The following is a 19,017-nucleotide window of genomic DNA, read 5'->3' as shown; positions in this document are numbered from 1 at the left end:
GGCAAAAACCGCGATGATAGCTCAGCTGGAGCGGATCAGCGCGGCGCGGCCGTGTGGATTTCACCGTCGGCCAGACGCGCGGCGCTGTTGCCCAGCGGATCTTCGGCATTCAGGTCGGCACCTTTGGTCGCCAGGGCATCGAGCAGCTCCACCCGCTTGAACAGCCCGGCGTACATGGCTGCGGTCTGGCCGGCGCCGTTGCGCTGGTCGGGGTTGCAGTCGGTGGCCAGCAGGCGCCGGGCGATCTTCACCTCGCCCTTGAAAATGGCGCCCATCAGCGCCGTATTGCCTCTTTTATCCTGGGTACAGGCGTTGGCACCGGCGGCCAGCAAACGCTCCACCGCCGGCCCCTGGCCGTGATACGCCGCAAGGATCAGGGCGGTGTAGCCCTTCTCGTCCTGGGTATCGAGGGAATAACCGGCCTCGATAAAGGTATCGAGCATCTCGACGTCGCCGCGACGGGCCGCATCGAAGTAGTAATTCTGTAACTGGGCTTTGACCGCCGCCGGGTCCGTGGGGACCGGTTGCTCGGCATAAGCGCCCAGCGAGCAGGCGGCCAGCAGCAGCGAAATGAACAAGCGCATGGTGCGACTCCCTTGCCTTGCAAAAACCTGTAGGAGCGAGGCTTGCCCGCGATGACTTCGGCCCGGGCAAATGCGTTCGTCAGGGAGAACGCAGTCACCGGTATTGGGGCCGCTGCGCGGCCCATCACGGGCAAGCCTCGATCCTACAGAAAGGGAAGCGTCACGCCTGGGCGTGACGCTGGTTGAGGTTAATCCGACAGCTTGGCGGCCAGGGCCTTGACCCGGGCCAGGTCGCCCTTGGCCACCTTGGTCACTCCGGTGCCGTACTCGGGGTCGGCCTTGTAGAGGAACGACAGCATGATGTGCTTGCTCTCGTCATCGGTGGTCGCCAGGGAGCCGCCAAAGTTCTCGATCAAGTCCTGACGCTCCTTCTGGCTCAGCGAGCGATACAGATCGCCGGCCTGCTTGAAGTTCTGCTCGCGCTGGATCTTCGCCTGCTGGGTACTGCCACTCAGCGCTAACTGGCTGTAACGCGCGCTTTGCGGTTCTTCACGCGGCATCAGGCGGCTCGGCTGGTAGTTCACGCCGGTGCTGGTGCTACCGATGTTCATCGCGCCGTCCTGGTTGCCGTTGTTCACCGCGACTTTCGGCGCGTTGATCGGCAATTGCAGGGCGTTGGCGCCCAGGCGGTACAGCTGGGTATCGGCATAGGAGAACACCCGACCTTGCAGCAGGCGGTCTTCCGACGGCTCGATGCCCGGCACCAGGTTGGCCGGAGCCATGGCTACTTGTTCGGTTTCCTGGAACACGTTGGCCGGGTTGCGGTTGAGCACCATCTGCCCGACCTTGCGCTCAGGCACACCCGGCCAGATCTTGGTGGCATCCAGCGGGTCGAAATCGAACTTGGCCAGATCTTCCGGCTTCAGGACCTGGACATACAGGTCCCATTTCGGGAAATCGCCCTTGTTGATATGGGTGACCAAGTCATTGGTCATATGGCTGTAATCACGCCCCTGCACCTCGACCACTTGTTTGGGATCGAGGTTGTTGATGCCCTGCAAACTCTTCCAGTGAAACTTCACGTAATGCACTTCGCCCTTGGCATTCACCAACTTGTAGGCGTGCACGCCATTACCGTCCATTTCCCGGTAACTGGCCGGAGTACCGGAATTGGAATACAACTCGGTCAGGGTCCGGGTGGCTTCCGGAACATGGGAGAAGAAATCGAAGCGACGGGAATCGTCATCCAGGTTGGTGCGCGGATCAGGTTTGAACGCATGAACCATGTCCGGGAATTTGATCGCGTCACGAATAAAGAAAGTCGGGAAGTTGTTGCCGACCAGATCCCAGTTGCCATCGGCGGTATAGAACTTGGTGGCAAAACCGCGCGGGTCACGCAGGGTTTCCGGCGAATGATTGCCGTGCACTACCGCGGAGAAACGCACGAATACCGGCGTTACCTGGCCGGCGGCGAAGACCTTGGCCTTGGTCAGGTCGCTCAGGCTGTCGGTCACGGTGAAGGAACCATGGGCACCGGTGCCACGGGCATGCACCACCCGCTCTGGAATGCGCTCGCGATCGAAGCGCTGGAGCTTCTGGATCAACTGCACGTCCTGCAGCAATACCGGCCCGGTAGCGCCCGCGGTCTGCGAGTTCTGGTTATCGCCCACCGCGGCCCCGTTATCGCGGGTCAGAGTGGCGGCCTGTACGGAAAGAGAAAGCATACTGGCGGCGAGTACGCCCACTATGCGTCGTTGGGAAAAAGTCCCAAGGCCAATGATCATGGTCATGTTTTATTCCTCTGGTTTTAATCAAACGCATCCAGGTGCGCCATTCAGAGGCTAGTGACCAAAGAGTCGAAATCTAAATAGAAAGGTCGCAACAGTCCGATTGAGAAAATATTCTGGTATGAAAGAAGAAGTGCGGGTATTTCGCGCGCGATTGATGGCACTTTGTAAACTATTTGCCGTTAACTCGGTCGATAACTCCGAACGCTGTAATCCGTTGCTTCAAGCAAGATGCCTTTTGCTGAATTACACTGCGTTCACCAACCTCATCTGTAACAAGGAATAACCTATGGGCGTGCTAAGTGAGTTCAAGGCCTTCGCGGTCAAAGGTAATGTGGTCGACATGGCCGTCGGTATTATCATCGGCGCCGCATTCGGCAAGATCGTTTCGTCGTTTGTGGGCGATGTGGTGATGCCGCCAATCGGCTTGCTGATCGGTGGGGTGGACTTCAGTGATCTGGCGATCACGCTCAAGGACGCAGTCGGCGAGACGCCGGCCGTGGTGCTGGCCTACGGCAAGTTCATCCAGAGCCTGATCGACTTCATCATCGTTGCCTTCGCCATCTTCATGGGCGTGAAGGTGATCAACCGCCTGAAGCGTGAAGAAGCCGTGGCACCGGCCGTGCCTACCAAGGAAGAAACGCTGCTGGGCGAGATCCGCGACCTGCTCAAGGCGCAGAACAACAAGCCCTGAGGCTGCTGCCGCAACAAAAACGGCGCCCCTGCTGGTATTGCAGGCGGCGCCGTTTTTTTACCAGTAGTTTTCCACCGCCACCTGCCCCGGCCGCCGGGTCAGGCTCAGGTGCATGTCGCGCTGCTTGAGCAGGGCGCGGGTGTCGTCGATCATCTGCGGGTTGCCGCAGAGCATCACTCGCGAGTGCTCGGCGCTCAGCGGCACGCCGGCGACGCGCTCCAGCTCGCCGCTCTCGATCAAATGGGTGATCCGCCCATTGAGGCTGCCCGGATGCAATTCCCGGGTCACCGTGGTGATGACTTGCAGCTTGTGCGCGACTTCCGCCAGATAATCGCGCTGTTTCAGCTCGGCCAGCAATTGCTGATAAGCCAGCTCCTTGGCCTCGCGCACGCTGTAGACCAGGATGATCCGCTCGAATTTCTCCCAGACTTCGAAGTCCTGGAGGATCGAAACAAAAGGTGCGATCCCGGTGCCGGTGGACAGCAACCAGAGGTCGCGGCCATCGACAAAACGGTCCAGGGTCAGATAGCCGAACGCCTGGCGGTCCACCATCAGGGTATCGCCCTCCTCCAGCCGGCTCAGTTCGCTGGTGAACTCGCCGCCGGGCACGACGATGGAGAAAAACTCGAGAAACTCGTCGAAGGGCGAAGACACCATGGAGTACGCGCGCCACACCGTGCTGCCATCGGCCTTGGTCACGCCCAGGCGGGCGAATTGCCCGGAACGAAAGCGAAAGCCCGCATCCCGCGTGGCGCGCAGGGTAAACAGGCTGGGAGTCAGGGGCTGGACGTCGAGCAAGGTCTGGCGCGTGTATTTTTCTGCACTGGCAGTCATGGCAGGCTCCAATAAGCGAATGCCCTTAGTGTCCCGCAAAGCGCGCGACAGAAACACCGGCGGTTTGTAATGGCATAGAGCGCGGGCAATCGGGCGCAAAAAAACGTACCATTGGCCCCCTCTTCGGGCAGCTGCCACGCGGCCTGCGCGCCACCTGCCCGAACGGTCCAGCCCGCATCGCGCCCCTCCCGCCGGCAGGACATTCACCGATTACCAAGAGTCCGCCCCATGCCCCTGCTCGAAAGCCCCTTTGCCCAGCTCGACCTGATCCGCCAGCCCGAACAACAGAACGAGCCCCTGCAAGCCTTCGACGCGGCGGACGAGTACCTGCTCAATCACCTGGCCGAACAGCAGCCGACGGCGGACACCCGGGTGCTGGTCCTCAACGACAGCTTCGGCGCGCTGGCGGCCAGCCTGGTCGGACGGGTGCAGGTGCGCAGCAGCGGCGATTCGTTTCTCGGCGCACTGGCGCTGGAGAAAAACCTGGTGCGCAATGGCCAGCCGTTCGACGCCGTAACGGTGGTACCGGCCAGCGAGCCGTTGACCGGGCCCTTCGACCGCGTACTGATCCGCGTGCCCAAGACCCTGGCCCTGCTGGAAGAACAGCTGATTCGCCTGCAAGGCCAACTGGCCCCGGGTGCCCAGGTGGTGGCGGCGGCGATGGTCAAGCACCTGCCGCGGGCCGCCGGCGACCTGCTGGAACGCTACATCGGTCCGGTGCAGGCTTCGCTGGCGGTGAAAAAAGCCCGTTTGCTGATCGCCATACCGGAGGCGAAAACCCCGGCGGTTTCGCCCTACCCAACCCGCTATAAGCTCGACGAGCCCGCCATCGAGCTGCTCAACCACGCCAATGTGTTCTGCCGCGAAGGCCTGGACATCGGCACCCGTGCCTTCCTTCCGCACCTGCCGAAAAACCTCGGCAAGGCCCGGGTCGCGGACCTGGGGTGCGGCAACGGCGTGCTCGCCATCGCCAGCGCCCTGCACAACCCCGACGCCCACTACACCCTGGTGGACGAATCCTTCATGGCCGTGCAATCGGCCCTGGAGAACTGGCGCGCGACCCTGGGCCAGCGCGAAGTGACCGTCCGTGCCGGCGACGGCCTGGCCGGCCAGGAGCCGCAGTCGCTGGACGTGGTGCTGTGCAACCCGCCGTTCCACCAACAGCAGGTGGTCGGCGACTTCCTCGCCTGGCGCATGTTCCAGCAGGCCCGCGAAGCCCTGGTGGTGGGCGGCGCGCTGTACATCGTCGGCAACCGCCACCTGGGTTATCACAGCAAGCTGGCGCGGCTGTTCCGCGGCGTCGAACAAGTGGCCGCCACGCCCAAGTTCGTGATCCTCAAGGCGCGCAAATAGCACCACCCTGCCCCTCTGTAGGAGCGAAGCTTGCTNNCATCGCGAGCAAGCTTCGCTCCTACGGAAGAAAGACATGGAAATATCCCCCAGGCAAAAAAAAAAACCCTCCAAAGGAGGGTTATAAAACCGTGCCGCAAGGCAACGGGATGGGATGAGCGGTGGTGAAAATCAGTGCGTGGTCAGGCCCGCGGCGTTCATGAACATGCGCATCAGGCTGGCGACGATAAACAGCGCCAGCACGCTGCCGACCCAGATCCCGGCGAGCCAGCCCAGACGCTGCCAGAGCGGTTTCTTCTCGGCTTCTTCGATTTCCTGCAATGTGGGTTTGCCAGCCATCATCGAATACTCCTTTCGCTGTGGAGACGATGGCGTCGTTCAGGACGCCATCGCGAGCAAGCTTCGCTCCTGCACAGGAGCGCGCATTGACTAGTGGTAGCCGTCTTCGTGGGTGACCTTGCCGCGGAACACGTAGTAGCTCCAGAAGGTGTAACCCAGGATGAACGGGATGATGAACAGCGTGCCCACCAGCATGAAGCCCTGGCTTTGCGGCGGCGCGGCGGCGTCCCAGATCGAGATCGACGGCGGCACTATGTTCGGCCACAGGCTGATGCCCAGGCCGCTGTAGCCGAGGAAAATCAGCACCAGGGTCAGCAGGAACGGCGTGTAGTGGGCATTGCGGGCCACGGCGCGCAGCAAGCCGTACATGGTCACCAGCACCAGGATCGGCACCGGCAGGAACCAGAACAGATTCGGCAGGGTGAACCAGCGCGAAGCGATTTCCGGGTGGGCCAGCGGCGTCCAGATACTGACGACACCGATCACCGCCAGCAGCACGAAGGCCAATGGCCGCGCCAGGTCATGCATCTGCTCCTGCAGCTTGCCTTCGGTCTTCATGATCAGCCAGGTGCAGCCGAGCAAGGCATAGGCCACTACCAGCGCGACGCCGCAGAACAGGGTGAACGGCGTGAACCAGTCCAGCGAACCGCCAGCGTACTGGCGGTCGACCACCGGCAGGCCATCGATGAAGGCGCCCAGGGCCAGACCCTGAAAGAAGGTCGCCGCCAGCGAACCGCCGATGAACGCCTTGTCCCAGATGTGGCGCTTGGCTTCCTTGGCCTTGAAGCGGAACTCGAAGGCCACGCCGCGGAAGATCAGGCCGATGAGCATCAGGATCAGCGGCATGTACAGCGCCGAGAGCACCACCGAATAGGCCAGCGGGAAGGCGCCGAACAACGCGGCACCGCCCAGGACCAGCCAGGTTTCGTTACCGTCCCAGACCGGGGCGACGGTGTTCATCATCACGTCACGGTCGCGGGCGTCCTTGACGAACGGGAAAAGAATCCCGATCCCCAGGTCGAACCCGTCCATGACCACGTACATCATGATGCCGAAGATGATGATCACGGCCCAGATCAGCGGAAGATCAATACCCATGACTCAATTCCCCTTGTTCAGGCTGGTGCCGTTGTCTTCGGCATCGTCGTCGGCGGCCGACAGCGGACGGGCCGGCGTGCGTTTCTGGCCAGGGCCACCGTGGCTGACTTCCGCGCCTTCGTTGGTCTTCGGCCCTTTGCGCACCAGGCGCATCATGTAGCCGATACCGACCCCGAACAGCGAGAAATACACCACGACAAACAGCGCCAGGGTGATGCTCATCTGCATCAGGCTGTGCCCGGACGAAGCGTCCGCGGTGCGCATCAGCCCGTAGACCACCCACGGCTGGCGGCCGATCTCGGTGGTGAACCAGCCGGCGAGGATCGCGATCAGGCCGGACGGCCCCATCCACAACGCCAGGTAGAGGAACGCACGATTCTCGTAGATGCGGTCACGCTTGCGCAGCCACAGGCTCCACAGGCCGGTGAGGATCATCAGCATGCCCAGGCCGACCATGATCCGGAACGACCAGAACACGATGGTCGAATTCGGCCGGTCTTCCGGCGGGAATTCCTTGAGCGCCGGCACCTGCTTGTCCAGCGAGTGAGTGAGGATGAGGCTGCCCAGATACGGGATCTCGACGGCGAACTTGGTCTTTTCTTCCTTCATGTCCGGCCAGCCGAACAGGATCAGCGGGGTCGGCTCGTTACCGACGTTTTCCCAGTGACCTTCGATCGCGGCGATTTTCGCCGGCTGGTGCTTGAGGGTGTTGAGACCGTGGAAGTCGCCGATCACGGCCTGGATCGGCGCGACGATCAGGGCCATCCACATCGCCATCGACAGCATGCGGCGAATTGCCGGGTTATCGCGGCCGCGCAGCAGGTGCCAGGCGGCGGACGAACCGACGAAGAACGCCGTAGCGACAAAGGCAGCCGTGGCCATGTGCGCCAGGCGGTAGGGGAACGACGGGTTGAAGACAATGGCGAACCAGTCGACCGGGATCACTCGGCCGTCGACGATTTCAAAGCCCTGGGGCGTCTGCATCCAGCTGTTGGACGAGAGGATCCAGAAGGTCGAAATCAAGGTACCGATGGCCACCATCACGGTGGAGAAGAAGTGCAGCTTGCGCCCGACCCGGTTCCAGCCGAACAGCATCACGCCGAGGAAGCCGGCTTCGAGGAAGAACGCGGTGAGCACTTCATAGGTCAGCAGCGGCCCGGTAACGGAACCGGCAAAGTCGGAGAACCGGCTCCAGTTGGTGCCGAACTGGTAGGCCATGACCAGGCCCGAGACCACCCCCATACCGAAGTTGACGGCGAAGATCTTCGACCAGAAGTGGTACAGGTCACGGTAGGTATCGTCGCGCGTCTTGAGCCACAAACCTTCGAGCACCGCCAGGTAGCTCGCCAGACCAATGGTGATGGCGGGGAACAGGATGTGGAACGAGATGGTGAACGCGAACTGAATTCGGGCGAGATCTAGCGCCTCCAAACCGAACATAAGCTTTCCTCTGTCAGGTAATACCGGCTGCCGGCTGGAGGCCTGCACCCACTGCCCCCACGGATCTGGAGTGTGGCGAATTCGAATTCGTTCTTTTTAAACCCATCGCAACGCAGGGAGTCTGGCCATCTGGCCGCCAGACCCAACCTTGGGAAAAGGTTTTGATCTGGATCAATCAACGCTGAAAGAGTAGTCGTATTTTCATCATTGGTTTGTGTGGTCTTTTGTCGCGTGACAGGTTGCCTCACCACGTCAAGAACGGGGTTTTCCCGGAATTTTGCTCACTCTGTAGCCGCTGCCGAAGGCTGCGATCGGCCGGAACGGTCGTGGCGATTTCTGCGCCGCCGAAGGTCCTTTGGCCCTTTTCGCAGCCTGCGGCAGCGGCTACAGGGATTGGGCCATTTCGAATAAACGGGATAGATGCAGAGCTAATGATTCTGCAACTATTGGTTACATCTTGGTGATAACCTCGCCCTACTCCACGCCCAGACCTGCCTTTCAGATGCCCAGCCAAGACCCTCTGCTGCTTCGCCATCACCGTCCGTTCATTGCTTTCTGGCTGGCGCGGATCTTCACCGCCAGCGGCTTCCAGATGCTCACCGTGGCCATCGGCTGGAACCTCTACCAACTGACCGGCAACGTGCTCGACCTGGGCCTGGTCGGGCTGGTGGAGTTCGCGCCGCGGGTACTGTTCATGCTGCACACCGGGCATGTGGCGGACCGCTATGACCGGCGCAAGGTGGCGGCCATCTGCCAGTCGCTGCAGGCGCTGATCGCCCTGTCCCTGGCCATTGGCAGCGCCACCAATCACGTCACTCGCGAGATGATCTTCATCCTCGCCTTCCTGCTGGGCGCCGCCCGCTCCTTCGAGATGCCGACCACCCAGGCGCTGCTGCCGAGCATCGTGCCCAGCGCGCTGTTCCCCCGCCCCGTGGCCGCCGCCCAGTCCGCCCAGCAATCGGCGACCATCGTCGCGCCGGCCCTCGGCGGGCTGCTCTACGCCTTTGGCAGCGTGTGGGTCTATGGCCCGACCGTGCTGCTGTATGTGATCGCCTGCTGCCTGATGCTCAACCTGCCCGCGCGGCAGACGCCGCTGAACAAGGGCAAGGCCACCCTGGACTCGTTGCTGGCCGGGGTGCGCTTCATTCGCAGCCGGCCGGACATCCTCGGGGCGATCTCCCTGGACCTGTTCGCCGTACTGCTGGGCGGCGCTACCGCGCTGCTGCCGGTGTTCGCCAAGGACATCCTGCTCACCGGCGCCTGGGGCCTGGGCCTACTGCGCTCGGCGCCGGCGGTGGGGGCCCTGCTGATGTCGTTGTGGCTGGCGCGCTTTGCCGTCGACCGCCATGTCGGTCGGGTGATGTTCACCGCCGTAGGCGTGTTCGGCGTCGCCACCATCGCCTTCGGCCTGTCGACCTCGTTCTGGTTCTCGCTCTTGGTGCTGGTGGTGCTGGGCGCGGCGGACATGATCAGCATGGTGATCCGCGCCTCCTTCGTGCAGCTGGAAACCCCGGACGAAATGCGCGGCCGGGTCAGCGCCGTCAACGGCCTGTTCATCGGCGCCTCCAACCAGCTCGGCGAGTTCGAGTCCGGGCTCACCGCCCACTGGTTCGGCACCGTGCCGGCGGTGGTCCTCGGCGGAGTCGGCACCCTGCTGGTGACCGGGGTGTGGATAAAACTGTTCCCGACCCTGGCCCGGCGCGATCGCATGCATGGGCCAGTGGAAGAGGCCAAGGCCTGATTCGGGGCAGATAACAGCCGCGTGGAACGTCGCCGTTGATCGTCCGGTTCACGCGCTGCAATACATGTCCGCTGTGAAGAGTGTAAGGTATCGCCTTACACTCGCCGCATGATCACATCCTTTCAGCACAAAGGCCTCAAGGCCTTCTATGAAACGGGATCGACCCGAGGGATCCGGGCCGATCATGCAAGGCGCCTGGCGCGCATGCTGCCTTTCATGGATCACGCGACAGAGCCTGACGATCTCGACCTCCCGGGATGGCGGTTGCATCCGCTCAAGGGTAAGCGTCGCGAATACTGGTCACTGACCGTATCGGGCAATTGGCGGGTGATTTTTCGTTTTACGGGTTCGGATATCGAGCTGGTCGACTATCTGGATTACCACTGAACAGGAGGCAGGATCATGCCCATGCACAACCCGCCACACCCCGGTGAAACACTGCGTGTGGATGTATTGCCCGAGTTGGGAATCAGCGTGACGGAATTGGCCAGGCGTCTTGGCTACGCCCGCCCCCATCTCTCCAAGGTGCTGAACGGCCACGCGCCGATCCGGCCGGAGCTGGCGGTAAGGCTGGAGCGCGCCGGAATAGGTAAAGCCAAGGTCTGGCTGGCGGTACAGGCTGACTACGATATCTGGCATACCGAACAAGACTTGTTACCGCGCATCGAGCCGATTGCCGCTCATGTCTGCTGATCGCTAAACCAGCAACTCCCCCTCCACCACCGCCCGCCGGCCCCTGCCGCACAGTTGCTCCACCAGGGTCAGGGCAAAACTCAGGGCCGCCCCCGAGCCTTGCGCGGTGATGCAGTTGCCATCCACCACCACCGGCTGGTCGACGAAGTTGCAGCCCGACAGCTGATGGCTGGCGCTGGGCAGGCAGGTCATGCGCCGCTGGCGCAGCACCCCGTAACTCTGCAACGCCAGGGCCGGCGCTTCGGCGATGCCGGCGAACAGGCGCCCGGCGGCGGCCTGGTCTGTGACCAATTGCATCAGCGGTTGATGGGCCGCCAGGTGTTGCGCGCCGACGGCGCCACCGGGCAGCACGATCAGGTCGAAGTTCTGGGCCAGTACATCCACCAGCATGCCGTCGGCGGTCATCCGGGTGCCGCGGGCGCAGGTGAGCATGCGCCGCCCTTCGATACTGGCCACCAGCACTTCGACTTGAGCGCGGCGCAGCACATCGATCAGGGTCACGCTTTGCAGGTCGTCGACACCCTCGGCGAGGGGAATCAGGGCTCTAAAGGTCATGGGCTGTGTCCGCGGTGGGGTCTTTAAAGCTTAGTCAGCTTTAAAGCCCTCCGCGTTCGGAGACTGCCGTCACTTGATGTAGATCTGCGCGCTCATGCTGTTGCCCGGCGCATTCAGCGAGGTGTTGCTGAAGGTGAAGGTGCCTTCCTGCTTGCCGGCCAGGTCGAAGGTATAGATGTAGCCGACGGTGATCCCGGAGTTGCCGCACGGCACCAGGCTGGAGCCTTCTTCGCAGACCGCCGCGCGCGTGCCGTTGACTTCGAAGCCGTCCAGCGCCACCCGGGGCTGGCGGCCGTAGCCGATTTCCAGCACATACACCTTGATGTTCGGGCCCTGGTGATCGCAGGCGGTCTTGTCGCGCCCGTCCGACACATCCTCCAGGCCGCAGGACGATGATTCGACCTTGAGAATTTCCACCTGGCTCAAGGGCGGCGCGGAACGGGCCATGGCCGGCGCGGCTCCCAACCACAGGCTGCTGGCCGCTACCGCCAAGGTCATCGCTTTTATAGTGCTGTGCATAAGTCCCCCCAAAACGTCGGCGCAGTATGCCCCAGTCGCCACTCGGGCAAAACATCGCCGACGATCGCAGCCATAGCCTTACGCTGCTGGTATGATGCGCGGCTTTTTCCGGCCCGCACAAAATCCTCGGACGCCTCCAGGCAGTCTGTGCTTTGCTGTTCGGGTCGATACATTCACGGCGCCCAACGCGCCACGGGGAGCAGACATGCTGGAAAGGCTGTTTCAACTCAAGGCACACAACACCAACGTGCGGACCGAGATTCTTGCGGGCATCACGACCTTCCTGGCCATGGCCTACATTCTCTTCGTCAACCCGAGCATCCTCGGCGAGACCGGCATGGACAAGGGTGCGGTGTTCGTCGCCACCTGCCTGGCCGCCGCCATCGGTTCGACCGTGATGGGCCTGATCGCCAACTACCCGATCGCCCTGGCTCCGGGCATGGGCCTGAACGCCTTCTTCACCTACACCGTGGTCCTGCACATGGGCCATACCTGGCAAGTGGCGCTGGGCGCGGTGTTCATTTCGGCGGTGCTGTTCTTCCTGCTGTCGATCTTCAAGATCCGCGAATGGATCATCAACAGCATCCCGCTGCCGCTGCGCTCGGCGATTGCCGCCGGTATCGGCCTGTTCCTGGCGCTGATCGCCCTGCACAACGCCGGCATCGTGGTCGGCAACCCGGCGACCATGGTCGGCCTCGGTGATCTGAAGCAACCAGCCCCGATCCTCGCGACCCTGGGCTTTGCCCTGATCGTCGCCCTGGAAGCCCTGAAGGTCCGCGGCGCGGTACTGATCGGCATCCTGTCGGTGACCATCGTCTCCATCGGCCTGGGCTTCACCCCGTTCGGCGGCGTGACCTCGATGCCGCCTTCGCTGGCCCCGACCTTCCTGCAACTGGACATCAAGGGCGCGCTGGACATCGGCCTGGTCAGCGTGATCTTCGCCTTCCTGTTCGTCGACCTGTTCGACAACTCCGGCACCCTGATCGGCGTCGCCAAGCGCGCCGGCCTGATGGGCAAGGACGGCCACATGCCGAAAATGGGCCGGGCGCTGATCGCCGACAGTACCGCGGCCATGGCCGGTTCCCTGCTGGGCACCTCGACCACCACCAGCTACATCGAATCCGCAGCCGGCGTCAGCGCCGGTGGCCGCACCGGCCTGACCGCCATCGTCGTGGCGATCCTGTTCCTCCTGGCGCTGTTCTTCTCGCCACTGGCGGCCAGCGTCCCGGCCTTCGCCACCGCGCCTGCCCTGCTGTTCGTCGCGGTGCTGATGACTTCGGGCCTGGCGGAAATAGACTGGGACGACATCACGGTTGCCGCGCCCGTGGTGGTCACCGCCCTGGCCATGCCGTTCACCTACTCCATCGCCAACGGCATCGCCTTCGGCTTCATTGCCTGGACCGCGATCAAGCTGCTGTCGGGCCGCGCCCGTGAGCTGAACGCGCCGCTGGTGATCCTGTCGGTACTGTTTGTGATCAAGTTGGGTTGGTTCAACGCATGACTTTCGATTCCCAGGCTTACGCCACCCAGCTCGCCGACAAGGTCGCGCGCCTGCGTGAACTGCTGGCGCCGTTCGATGCCCCCGAGCCACAGGTCTTCGACTCGCCGCTGCAGAACTTCCGCCTGCGCGCGGAGTTCCGCCTGTGGCGCGAAGCCGGCGAGCGCCATTACGCGATGTTTTCCCAGGAAGACAAACGCACGCCGATCCTGATCGAAGAATTCCCGATCGCCAGCCAGCGCATCAATCAGCTGATGCCGCAACTCAAGGCCGCCTGGCAAGCCAGCAGCGCCTTGAGCCACAAGCTGTTCCAGGTCGAGTTCCTCACCACCCTGGCCGGCGACGCGATGATCACCCTGTGTTATCACCGCCCGCTGGACGAACACTGGCACGCCGCGGCGAGCAAGCTGGCGACCGAGCTGAACGTCAGCGTCATCGGTCGTTCCAAGGGCAAGCGCGAAGTGATCGGCCACGATTACGTGGTGGAGAAACTCGAAGTCGGCGGGCGCACCTTCAGCTACCGCCAACCGGAAGGCGCCTTCACCCAGCCCAACGGCACGGTCAACCAGAAGATGCTCAACTGGGCCTACGACGCCCTGGGCGATCGTCCTGACGACCTGCTGGAGCTGTACTGCGGCAACGGCAACTTCACCCTGCCCCTGGCCACCCGGGTGCGCAAGGTGCTGGCCACCGAGATCAGCAAGACCTCGGTCAACGCGGCCCTGAGCAACCTCAGCGAAAACGCGGTGGAGAACGTCACCCTGGTGCGCCTGTCCGCCGAAGAGCTGACCGAAGCCCTGAACGAAGTGCGTCCGTTCCGCCGCCTGCAGGGCGTTGACCTGAAGAGCTACGAGTTCGGCAGCGTGTTCGTCGACCCGCCGCGCGCCGGCATGGACCCGGACACCTGCGAGCTGACCCGGCGCTTCGACAACATCCTGTACATCTCCTGCAACCCGGAAACCCTGGCGGCCAACATCGCCCAGTTGCACGACACTCACCGTATCACCCGCTGCGCGATGTTCGACCAGTTCCCGTGGACCCACCACATGGAATCCGGGGTCTTGCTAACCCGGCGTTGAACCCGCCCCGCACCACCCGAACAGCCGTCCTCGTGACGGCTGTTTGCATTCCACGCTTCCCTGTAGCCGCTGCCGCAGGCTGCGATAAGGTCCGCAGGACCTTCAGCGATTTCAAGACCGCCACGGCCGTTCCGGCCGATCGCAGCCTGCGGCAGCGGCTACAGAGAGCGGTGTCAGCTGACGGGGCGGAAGTAGCCGGCCAGCTGCTGCAAGTCCTGCTCATTGAGCAGGCCGGCGTAGAACCTGAGCTGGATCCGCGCCAGCAGGTAGGCGTGCCGCGCATCGGCCAGGTCGCGCCGGGCGCTGAACAGCTGTTGCTCGGCATCCAGCACGTCGAGGTTGACCCGCTCGCCGCCGCGCACGCTTTTCAGGGTGGCCTGGACCAGGGCTTCGGCCGACTCGACCGCCATCTCATAGGCGCGGACCCGCGCCGCGCCGCTGGTGTTGAGGTTGAACTGCTTGCGCAGCTCGATCAGCACGTTGGCGGTCTGCGCATCCAGCTCGTATTGCGCCTGGGACAGCTGGCTGGCCGCCTGGCGGGTCGACGCCGAGACCGAGCCGCCGGCGAACAGCGGCAGGCTGACCTGGATGCCGACGCTGTTGGTGTCGTATTTCTGGTTGTAGGTGCTTTCTGAATCCGAGCTGGTCTGGCGGCTGCTGGCGTAGAGGCTGACCTTGGGCAGATGCCCCGCGCGCTTGCGCTCCACTTCATATTCCGCAGCCTGCAACGCGTGCTGCTGGGAGGCCAGCTCCGGGTTGTTGGCGATGGCCAGGTCGCGCCAGCTCTCGAAGCGGTTGGGCTGCACCGGCTGGATCGCGAATCGGCGGGCCAGCGGGTCGAGTTCGTCGACCCGCAACGGCTGGCCGACTATCGCTTCCAGCTCGCGCAGGGCGCTGTCCTGCAGGTCGCGGGCCTCGATCTCCTCGGCCAGGGCCAGGCTCAAGCGCGCCTGGGTTTCCAGCACGTCGGTGCGGGTGCCTTCTCCGCCCTTGAGCAAACGCTGGTTGAGTTGCAGGCGCTCGGCATAGGCGCGCCGCTGGGCCTGGCTCAGCTCGATACGCTCCTGGGCCAGCAGGGCCTGGCTGTAGGCGCCCAACAGCCGCACCGCCAGTTCCTGGCTCTTGCTGCGAAAACGCTCGTCGGCGAACAGCGCCTGGGCCGCGCCCTGGCGAAAGCGCGCATAGGCTTCGTAATCCAGCAGCGGCTGCTGCAAGGTCAGGGTCGAGGCGTAACTGCGGTAGTCGCGATCGGTGGAAGCGTCGCCCAGGGGCGTGGTCTGGGTGACCTCGGACTCGTTGCGCGAGTTGTTGTAGTTCCATGACAGGGTCGGCAACAGGGCGGCGCGGCCCAGCGCGCGGTTCTCTTCGCCGGCATCGCGTTCCTGAATCGCCGCCTGGAAGGTCGGGTCGTTGCGTACCGCCAGCGCGTAGGCGTCCAGCAGTCCCAGGGCGTGGGCCGCCGGGGTGCACAGGCCACAGAGGCTGGCCAGCAGCCAGGGGATAAAACGCCGGTTCATTCTTCCACCAGTGCCATGTGCGTGCGGTCCAGCAACGGCTTGAACAGGTAATTGAGCATCGAGCGCTCGCCGGTACGGACAAAGGCTTCCACCGGCATGCCCGGACGGATCTGCAAGCCGCGCAGCTGCTGCATGCCGTCGGCGCTGACCTCGGCGCGCAAGGTGTAGTAGGGCTCGTCGGTGCGCTCGTCCACCTGCCTGTCGGCCGACACCAGGGTCACCTGCCCAGCGACCCGCGGCGTGGTGCTCTGGCTGAAGGCCGAGAACATCAACTCCACCGGCAGCCCGGGGTGCACCTTGTCGATCATCTGCACCGGTACCCGCGCCTCCACCAGCAGCGGCTCGCCCTGGGGTACTATCTCCATCAGCGCCTGCCCCGGCTTGACCACCCCGCCTTCGGTGAACACCTCCAGACCCACCACCACTCCGGCCGCCGGTGCGCGCACCAGGCTGTTGGCCAGCTCGAACTCGGCCGACGCCAGGCGGTTGCGCAGGTCTTCGCTGCGGGTACGGGTTTCGGCCAGCTGGCTGCGCAGCTCTTTCTGGAACTCCTCGGCCAGTTGGCGGATACGCAAGCGCATCTCGAGGATCTGCCGCTGCAACTGGCCGATGCGCCCGAAATCCTCGGAGATCGAGCCGTCGATCTGCGCATACAGGCGCTCGCTGTCCAGCAACCGGTTGCGCGGGATGTAGCCGTCGCGGGCGAGTTCGCGCAGCCCTTGCAGTTGCTCGTTCAAGGCGCTGCGCTGGAGCACCTTGCTCGCCTGGGAATCGCGGGTGCCGCGCAATTGGGCTTCGGAACCGGCGATGCTTTCGGCGATGCCCTGCTGCTCCATGGCCAGGGCCTGGGCGCGGCTGCTGAACAGCTGGCGTTGCAGAGCCATGGTGGCGGCCACTTCCGGGTCATCGGCCTGGGCCAGCAGTTCCGGGGCGAAGGCCAGGACCTGGCTACCATCGCGCTCCGCGTTCAGGCGGGCCTCGCTGGCCAGGGAGCCGAGGAACTGCGTGCGCAGCGACTGTACCTGAGTGCGCAGCGGCAGCTCCTTGAGGCGAATCAACACCTGGCCGGCGCTGACCACTTCGCCGTCGCGCACCTCGATGCGCTCGATGATGCCGCCGCTGGGGTGCTGCACCGCCTTGCGGTGCCCCGAGACCATGACCTTGCCGGCCACCGCCACGCCCTTGTCCAGGGGCGCCAGCGCGGCCCAGCCAAGGAAGCCGGCAAAGCCGCCGAGCACCAGCAGCCAGCCCAGACGCGAGTATTTCTTCTCGTCCAGGGCCAGCAGGTTGCCCGGGGCGCGATGGTTGTTGTCGGCGGTCGGCAGGCGACCTAGGGATTGTGCTTGGCTCATGCTTTTTTTCCTTCGCCGGTGGCGGCCACGCCCAGGCGATAACTGACATTCATGCTGGCCGCCGGGGTGCTCGCCGGGGCCACTGGAGCCGCGGCGGCCTTGGGCTTGTGCATGCTTTCCAGGACCCGCGTCGTCGGTCCGAAAGCCTGTAGCTGGCCCTCGCGCAGGATCATCAGCTGGTCGGTCAGGCTCAGCACATTGGGCTTGTGGGTGATCAGCACCAGGGTGCGGCGCTGCTGCTTGAGCTGGGCAATCGCCTGCAACAGCGCCTGCTCGCCGGCCTCATCGAGGTTGGCGTTGGGCTCGTCGAGCACGATCAGCGCTGGCAGGCCATACAGTGCGCGGGCCAGGGCGATGCGCTGCTTCTGCCCCCCGGACAGTCCGGCCCCGCCCTCCCCCAGGCGGGTGTCATAGCCTTGCGGCAATTGCAGGATCAGCTGATGCACCCCGGCCATTTGCGCCGCCGCCAAAACCTGGTCGGCATTCACCTCGCCAAAGCGCGCGATGTTCTCGGCGATGCTGCCGGCGAACAGCTGGATATCCTGGGGCAGGTAACCGATGTGCGGGCCGAGTTGCTGGCGGTCCCACTGGCTCAGTTCCGCGCCGTCGAGGCGGACCTTGCCCGCCAGCGGCGTCCAGGCCCCCACCAACAGCCGCGCCAGGGTCGACTTGCCACAACCTGAGGGGCCGATGACTCCCAGCACCTGCCCGGCCGGCAGGGTGAACCCCAGGTTGGCCAGGGCCGGCCGGCGACTGCCGGGGGCGCAGGCACTCAACTGCTCGACGCTCAACTCGCCCTTGGGCGTGGGCAGGCTCATGCGCGCAGGGCGTGGCGGATTGGCCTGCAGCATCTCCGACAACCGCGCATAGGCCAGGCGCGCCGAGCTCCACTGCTTCCACACGGCGATCAACTGGTCGATGGGGCTGAGCACCCGGCCCATCAGGATCGAACCGGCGATCATCATCCCCGGGGTGATTTCCCCCTGCACCGCCAGCAGCGCGCCGAGGCCCAGCACCAAAGATTGCAGGGCCAGGCGCACGCCCTTGGACCAGGCGCTGATCAGCGCGGTCTTTTCACTGGCCAGGTTCTGCTGGGCCAGGAACGCCTGGTGCCCGCCGAACCAGCGCTCGCGCAGCGCGGCGAGCATGCCCATGGCTTCGATGGCATCGGCGTTGCGCAGGTTGGCCGTGGCCTGCTGGCTGGTGCTGATGGACAGCTGGCTGGCCTCGGCCAGCGGCGCCTGGCAGATATGCTGGTTGATCCAGGCCAGGGCCACCAACAGCAGCGCGCCACCCAGGGCCAGCAGGCCGAGCCAGGGATGGAACATAAAGATCACCAGCAGGTAGACCGGAAACCACGGCGCATCGAAAAACGCGAACAGCGCATTGCCGGTGGCGAACTGGCGCAGCGCCGTCAGGTCATTCAGGGCCTGGCCGGCGGCTTGCGGGCTGCCCTTGAGCTGGGCCTCGAAGGCCGCGTCGTAGACCCGCTGGTTCAGGCGCATGTCCATCTGCGTGCCCAGGCGGATCACCACCTGGCTGCGCACCCACTCCAGGGCGCCCATCAGGCCGAACAGGCCGACGATCATCAGCGTCAGCATCAACAGGGTCATCTGGTTGCCGGACGCCAGCACCCGGTCGTACACCTGCAGCATGTACAGCGCGGGCGCCAGCATCAGCAGGTTGATCACCGCCGAGAACAGGCCGATGTTGAAGAAGCCGCTTTTATAGGCGGCCAGGGCCGCCAGCGTCTCGGAACCGGCAAGTGGGTTCGGCCTGCTCATCGAGGTGTCCTGTTGGGAGTCGGGAAATACACAGCCACCCGTTCCGTCGGAGCGGGTCGGCAAGAGGCGCGCCGCGTGCGTTGACAGCCATCGCGGCGCTCCCCAGAATTTGCCACCGCCGCCGCCCTGGCCTTCGAAAACTCGGGCGACGGGGGTGATTCAAGCGAACGAATGGAAGAGCGATCTTTCATTCGTTTTTTTATGCCTCAAGCG

18 protein-coding genes are annotated in these 19,017 nt (G+C 64.0%); 7 read left to right on the top strand and 11 right to left on the bottom strand.

From position 1 onward, the window contains the following. Positions 1 to 35: 35 nt before the first annotated feature. Positions 36 to 584, bottom strand: coding sequence for an ankyrin repeat domain-containing protein (locus ACTJKT_RS24575; protein ID WP_440788893.1), 549 nt, complete (start codon positions 582 to 584; stop codon positions 36 to 38). Between the two features lie 188 nt (positions 585 to 772). Further along, a complete protein-coding gene (gene katB / locus ACTJKT_RS24570; protein ID WP_440788892.1) occupies positions 773 to 2,314 on the bottom strand; it encodes a catalase KatB in 1,542 nt (513 codons plus the stop codon). A gap of 286 nt (positions 2,315 to 2,600) precedes the next feature. On the opposite strand from katB, the gene mscL reads away from it, so the two are divergent. After that, entirely contained in the window at positions 2,601 to 3,005 is a 405-nt protein-coding gene (gene mscL / locus ACTJKT_RS24565) for a large-conductance mechanosensitive channel protein MscL (protein ID WP_440788891.1), read from the top strand. 57 nt (positions 3,006 to 3,062) lie between these two features. Here the strand turns inward: mscL and ACTJKT_RS24560 are convergent, their stop codons facing one another. Continuing rightward, positions 3,063 to 3,839 (bottom strand): ferredoxin--NADP reductase, encoded by a 777-nt coding sequence (locus tag ACTJKT_RS24560; protein WP_106698691.1) that lies wholly within the window; start codon positions 3,837 to 3,839, stop codon positions 3,063 to 3,065. Between the two features lie 228 nt (positions 3,840 to 4,067). Here ACTJKT_RS24560 and ACTJKT_RS24555 point away from each other — a divergent pair, with 228 nt between their 5' ends. Further along, a complete protein-coding gene (locus ACTJKT_RS24555) occupies positions 4,068 to 5,192 on the top strand; it encodes a methyltransferase (protein ID WP_440788890.1) in 1,125 nt (374 codons plus the stop codon). Positions 5,193 to 5,360: 168 nt separating this feature from the next. Here ACTJKT_RS24555 and ACTJKT_RS24550 read toward each other — a convergent pair whose 3' ends face one another. The 3 genes from ACTJKT_RS24550 to ACTJKT_RS24540 form a co-directional block, all read right to left on the bottom strand. After that, positions 5,361 to 5,528: a DUF2474 domain-containing protein gene (locus ACTJKT_RS24550; RefSeq protein ID WP_023969448.1), complete on the bottom strand. Its 168-nt coding sequence runs from the start codon at positions 5,526 to 5,528 to the stop codon at positions 5,361 to 5,363. Positions 5,529 to 5,618: 90 nt separating this feature from the next. Then, on the bottom strand, positions 5,619 to 6,626 hold the full coding sequence (cydB, locus tag ACTJKT_RS24545) for a cytochrome d ubiquinol oxidase subunit II (protein WP_063433099.1): 1,008 nt from the start codon (positions 6,624 to 6,626) through the stop codon (positions 5,619 to 5,621). 3 nt (positions 6,627 to 6,629) lie between these two features. After that, a complete protein-coding gene (locus tag ACTJKT_RS24540) occupies positions 6,630 to 8,066 on the bottom strand; it encodes a cytochrome ubiquinol oxidase subunit I (RefSeq protein WP_106698693.1) in 1,437 nt (478 codons plus the stop codon). 502 nt (positions 8,067 to 8,568) lie between these two features. Here ACTJKT_RS24540 and ACTJKT_RS24535 point away from each other — a divergent pair. The 3 genes from ACTJKT_RS24535 to ACTJKT_RS24525 all read left to right on the top strand — a co-directional run bounded on the left by ACTJKT_RS24535 (position 8,569) and on the right by ACTJKT_RS24525 (position 10,500). Beyond that, positions 8,569 to 9,807 (top strand): MFS transporter, encoded by a 1,239-nt coding sequence (locus ACTJKT_RS24535; RefSeq protein WP_440788889.1) that lies wholly within the window; start codon positions 8,569 to 8,571, stop codon positions 9,805 to 9,807. A gap of 108 nt (positions 9,808 to 9,915) precedes the next feature. Next, positions 9,916 to 10,194, top strand: coding sequence for a type II toxin-antitoxin system RelE/ParE family toxin (locus tag ACTJKT_RS24530; RefSeq protein WP_440788888.1), 279 nt, complete (start codon positions 9,916 to 9,918; stop codon positions 10,192 to 10,194). A gap of 15 nt (positions 10,195 to 10,209) precedes the next feature. Beyond that, a complete protein-coding gene (locus ACTJKT_RS24525) occupies positions 10,210 to 10,500 on the top strand; it encodes a HigA family addiction module antitoxin (RefSeq protein ID WP_092304861.1) in 291 nt (96 codons plus the stop codon). 3 nt (positions 10,501 to 10,503) lie between these two features. Here ACTJKT_RS24525 and ACTJKT_RS24520 read toward each other — a convergent pair whose 3' ends face one another. Together ACTJKT_RS24520 and ACTJKT_RS24515 are read right to left on the bottom strand one after the other, a co-directional pair. Next, the gene (locus ACTJKT_RS24520) at positions 10,504 to 11,055 is read right to left on the bottom strand and encodes a DJ-1 family glyoxalase III (protein ID WP_169915612.1); all 552 of its coding nucleotides are present in this window, start codon (positions 11,053 to 11,055) and stop codon (positions 10,504 to 10,506) included. Positions 11,056 to 11,124: 69 nt separating this feature from the next. Then, positions 11,125 to 11,574 carry a DUF4879 domain-containing protein gene (locus ACTJKT_RS24515; protein WP_440788887.1) on the bottom strand — a complete coding sequence of 150 codons (450 nt, stop codon included), beginning with the start codon at positions 11,572 to 11,574 and terminating at the stop codon, positions 11,125 to 11,127. A gap of 205 nt (positions 11,575 to 11,779) precedes the next feature. Here ACTJKT_RS24515 and ACTJKT_RS24510 point away from each other — a divergent pair, with 205 nt between their 5' ends. Next, the gene (locus ACTJKT_RS24510; RefSeq protein WP_440788886.1) at positions 11,780 to 13,075 is read left to right on the top strand and encodes an NCS2 family permease; all 1,296 of its coding nucleotides are present in this window, start codon (positions 11,780 to 11,782) and stop codon (positions 13,073 to 13,075) included. Then, positions 13,072 to 14,151 carry a tRNA (uridine(54)-C5)-methyltransferase TrmA gene (gene trmA, locus ACTJKT_RS24505; protein WP_372437586.1) on the top strand — a complete coding sequence of 360 codons (1,080 nt, stop codon included), beginning with the start codon at positions 13,072 to 13,074 and terminating at the stop codon, positions 14,149 to 14,151. Before ACTJKT_RS24510 ends, trmA begins: the two co-directional genes overlap by 4 nt. Positions 14,152 to 14,324: 173 nt before the next feature. Here the strand turns inward: trmA and ACTJKT_RS24500 are convergent, their stop codons facing one another. Genes ACTJKT_RS24500 through ACTJKT_RS24490 form a run of 3 tightly spaced genes read right to left on the bottom strand, consistent with a single transcriptional unit; the run spans position 14,325 to position 18,804 of the window. Further along, complete coding sequence (locus ACTJKT_RS24500) at positions 14,325 to 15,668, bottom strand: TolC family outer membrane protein (RefSeq protein ID WP_440788885.1); 1,344 nt, start codon at positions 15,666 to 15,668, stop codon at positions 14,325 to 14,327. Continuing rightward, on the bottom strand, positions 15,665 to 17,020 hold the full coding sequence (locus ACTJKT_RS24495; RefSeq protein WP_440788884.1) for an HlyD family type I secretion periplasmic adaptor subunit: 1,356 nt from the start codon (positions 17,018 to 17,020) through the stop codon (positions 15,665 to 15,667). The genes ACTJKT_RS24500 and ACTJKT_RS24495 overlap by 4 nt, the downstream gene beginning before the upstream one ends. Further along, complete coding sequence (locus ACTJKT_RS24490) at positions 17,017 to 18,804, bottom strand: type I secretion system permease/ATPase (RefSeq protein ID WP_440788883.1); 1,788 nt, start codon at positions 18,802 to 18,804, stop codon at positions 17,017 to 17,019. Before ACTJKT_RS24490 ends, ACTJKT_RS24495 begins: the two co-directional genes overlap by 4 nt. Between the last annotated feature and the right edge of the window lie 213 nt (positions 18,805 to 19,017).

This window comes from Pseudomonas sp. 22526, from assembly GCF_052044735.1.
In the GTDB taxonomy this organism is placed as follows: Bacteria; Pseudomonadota; Gammaproteobacteria; order Pseudomonadales; family Pseudomonadaceae; genus Aquipseudomonas; species Aquipseudomonas piscium.
The sequence above is the reverse complement of the archived record's forward strand: the minus strand, read 5'-3'. Positions and strand labels throughout refer to the sequence as shown.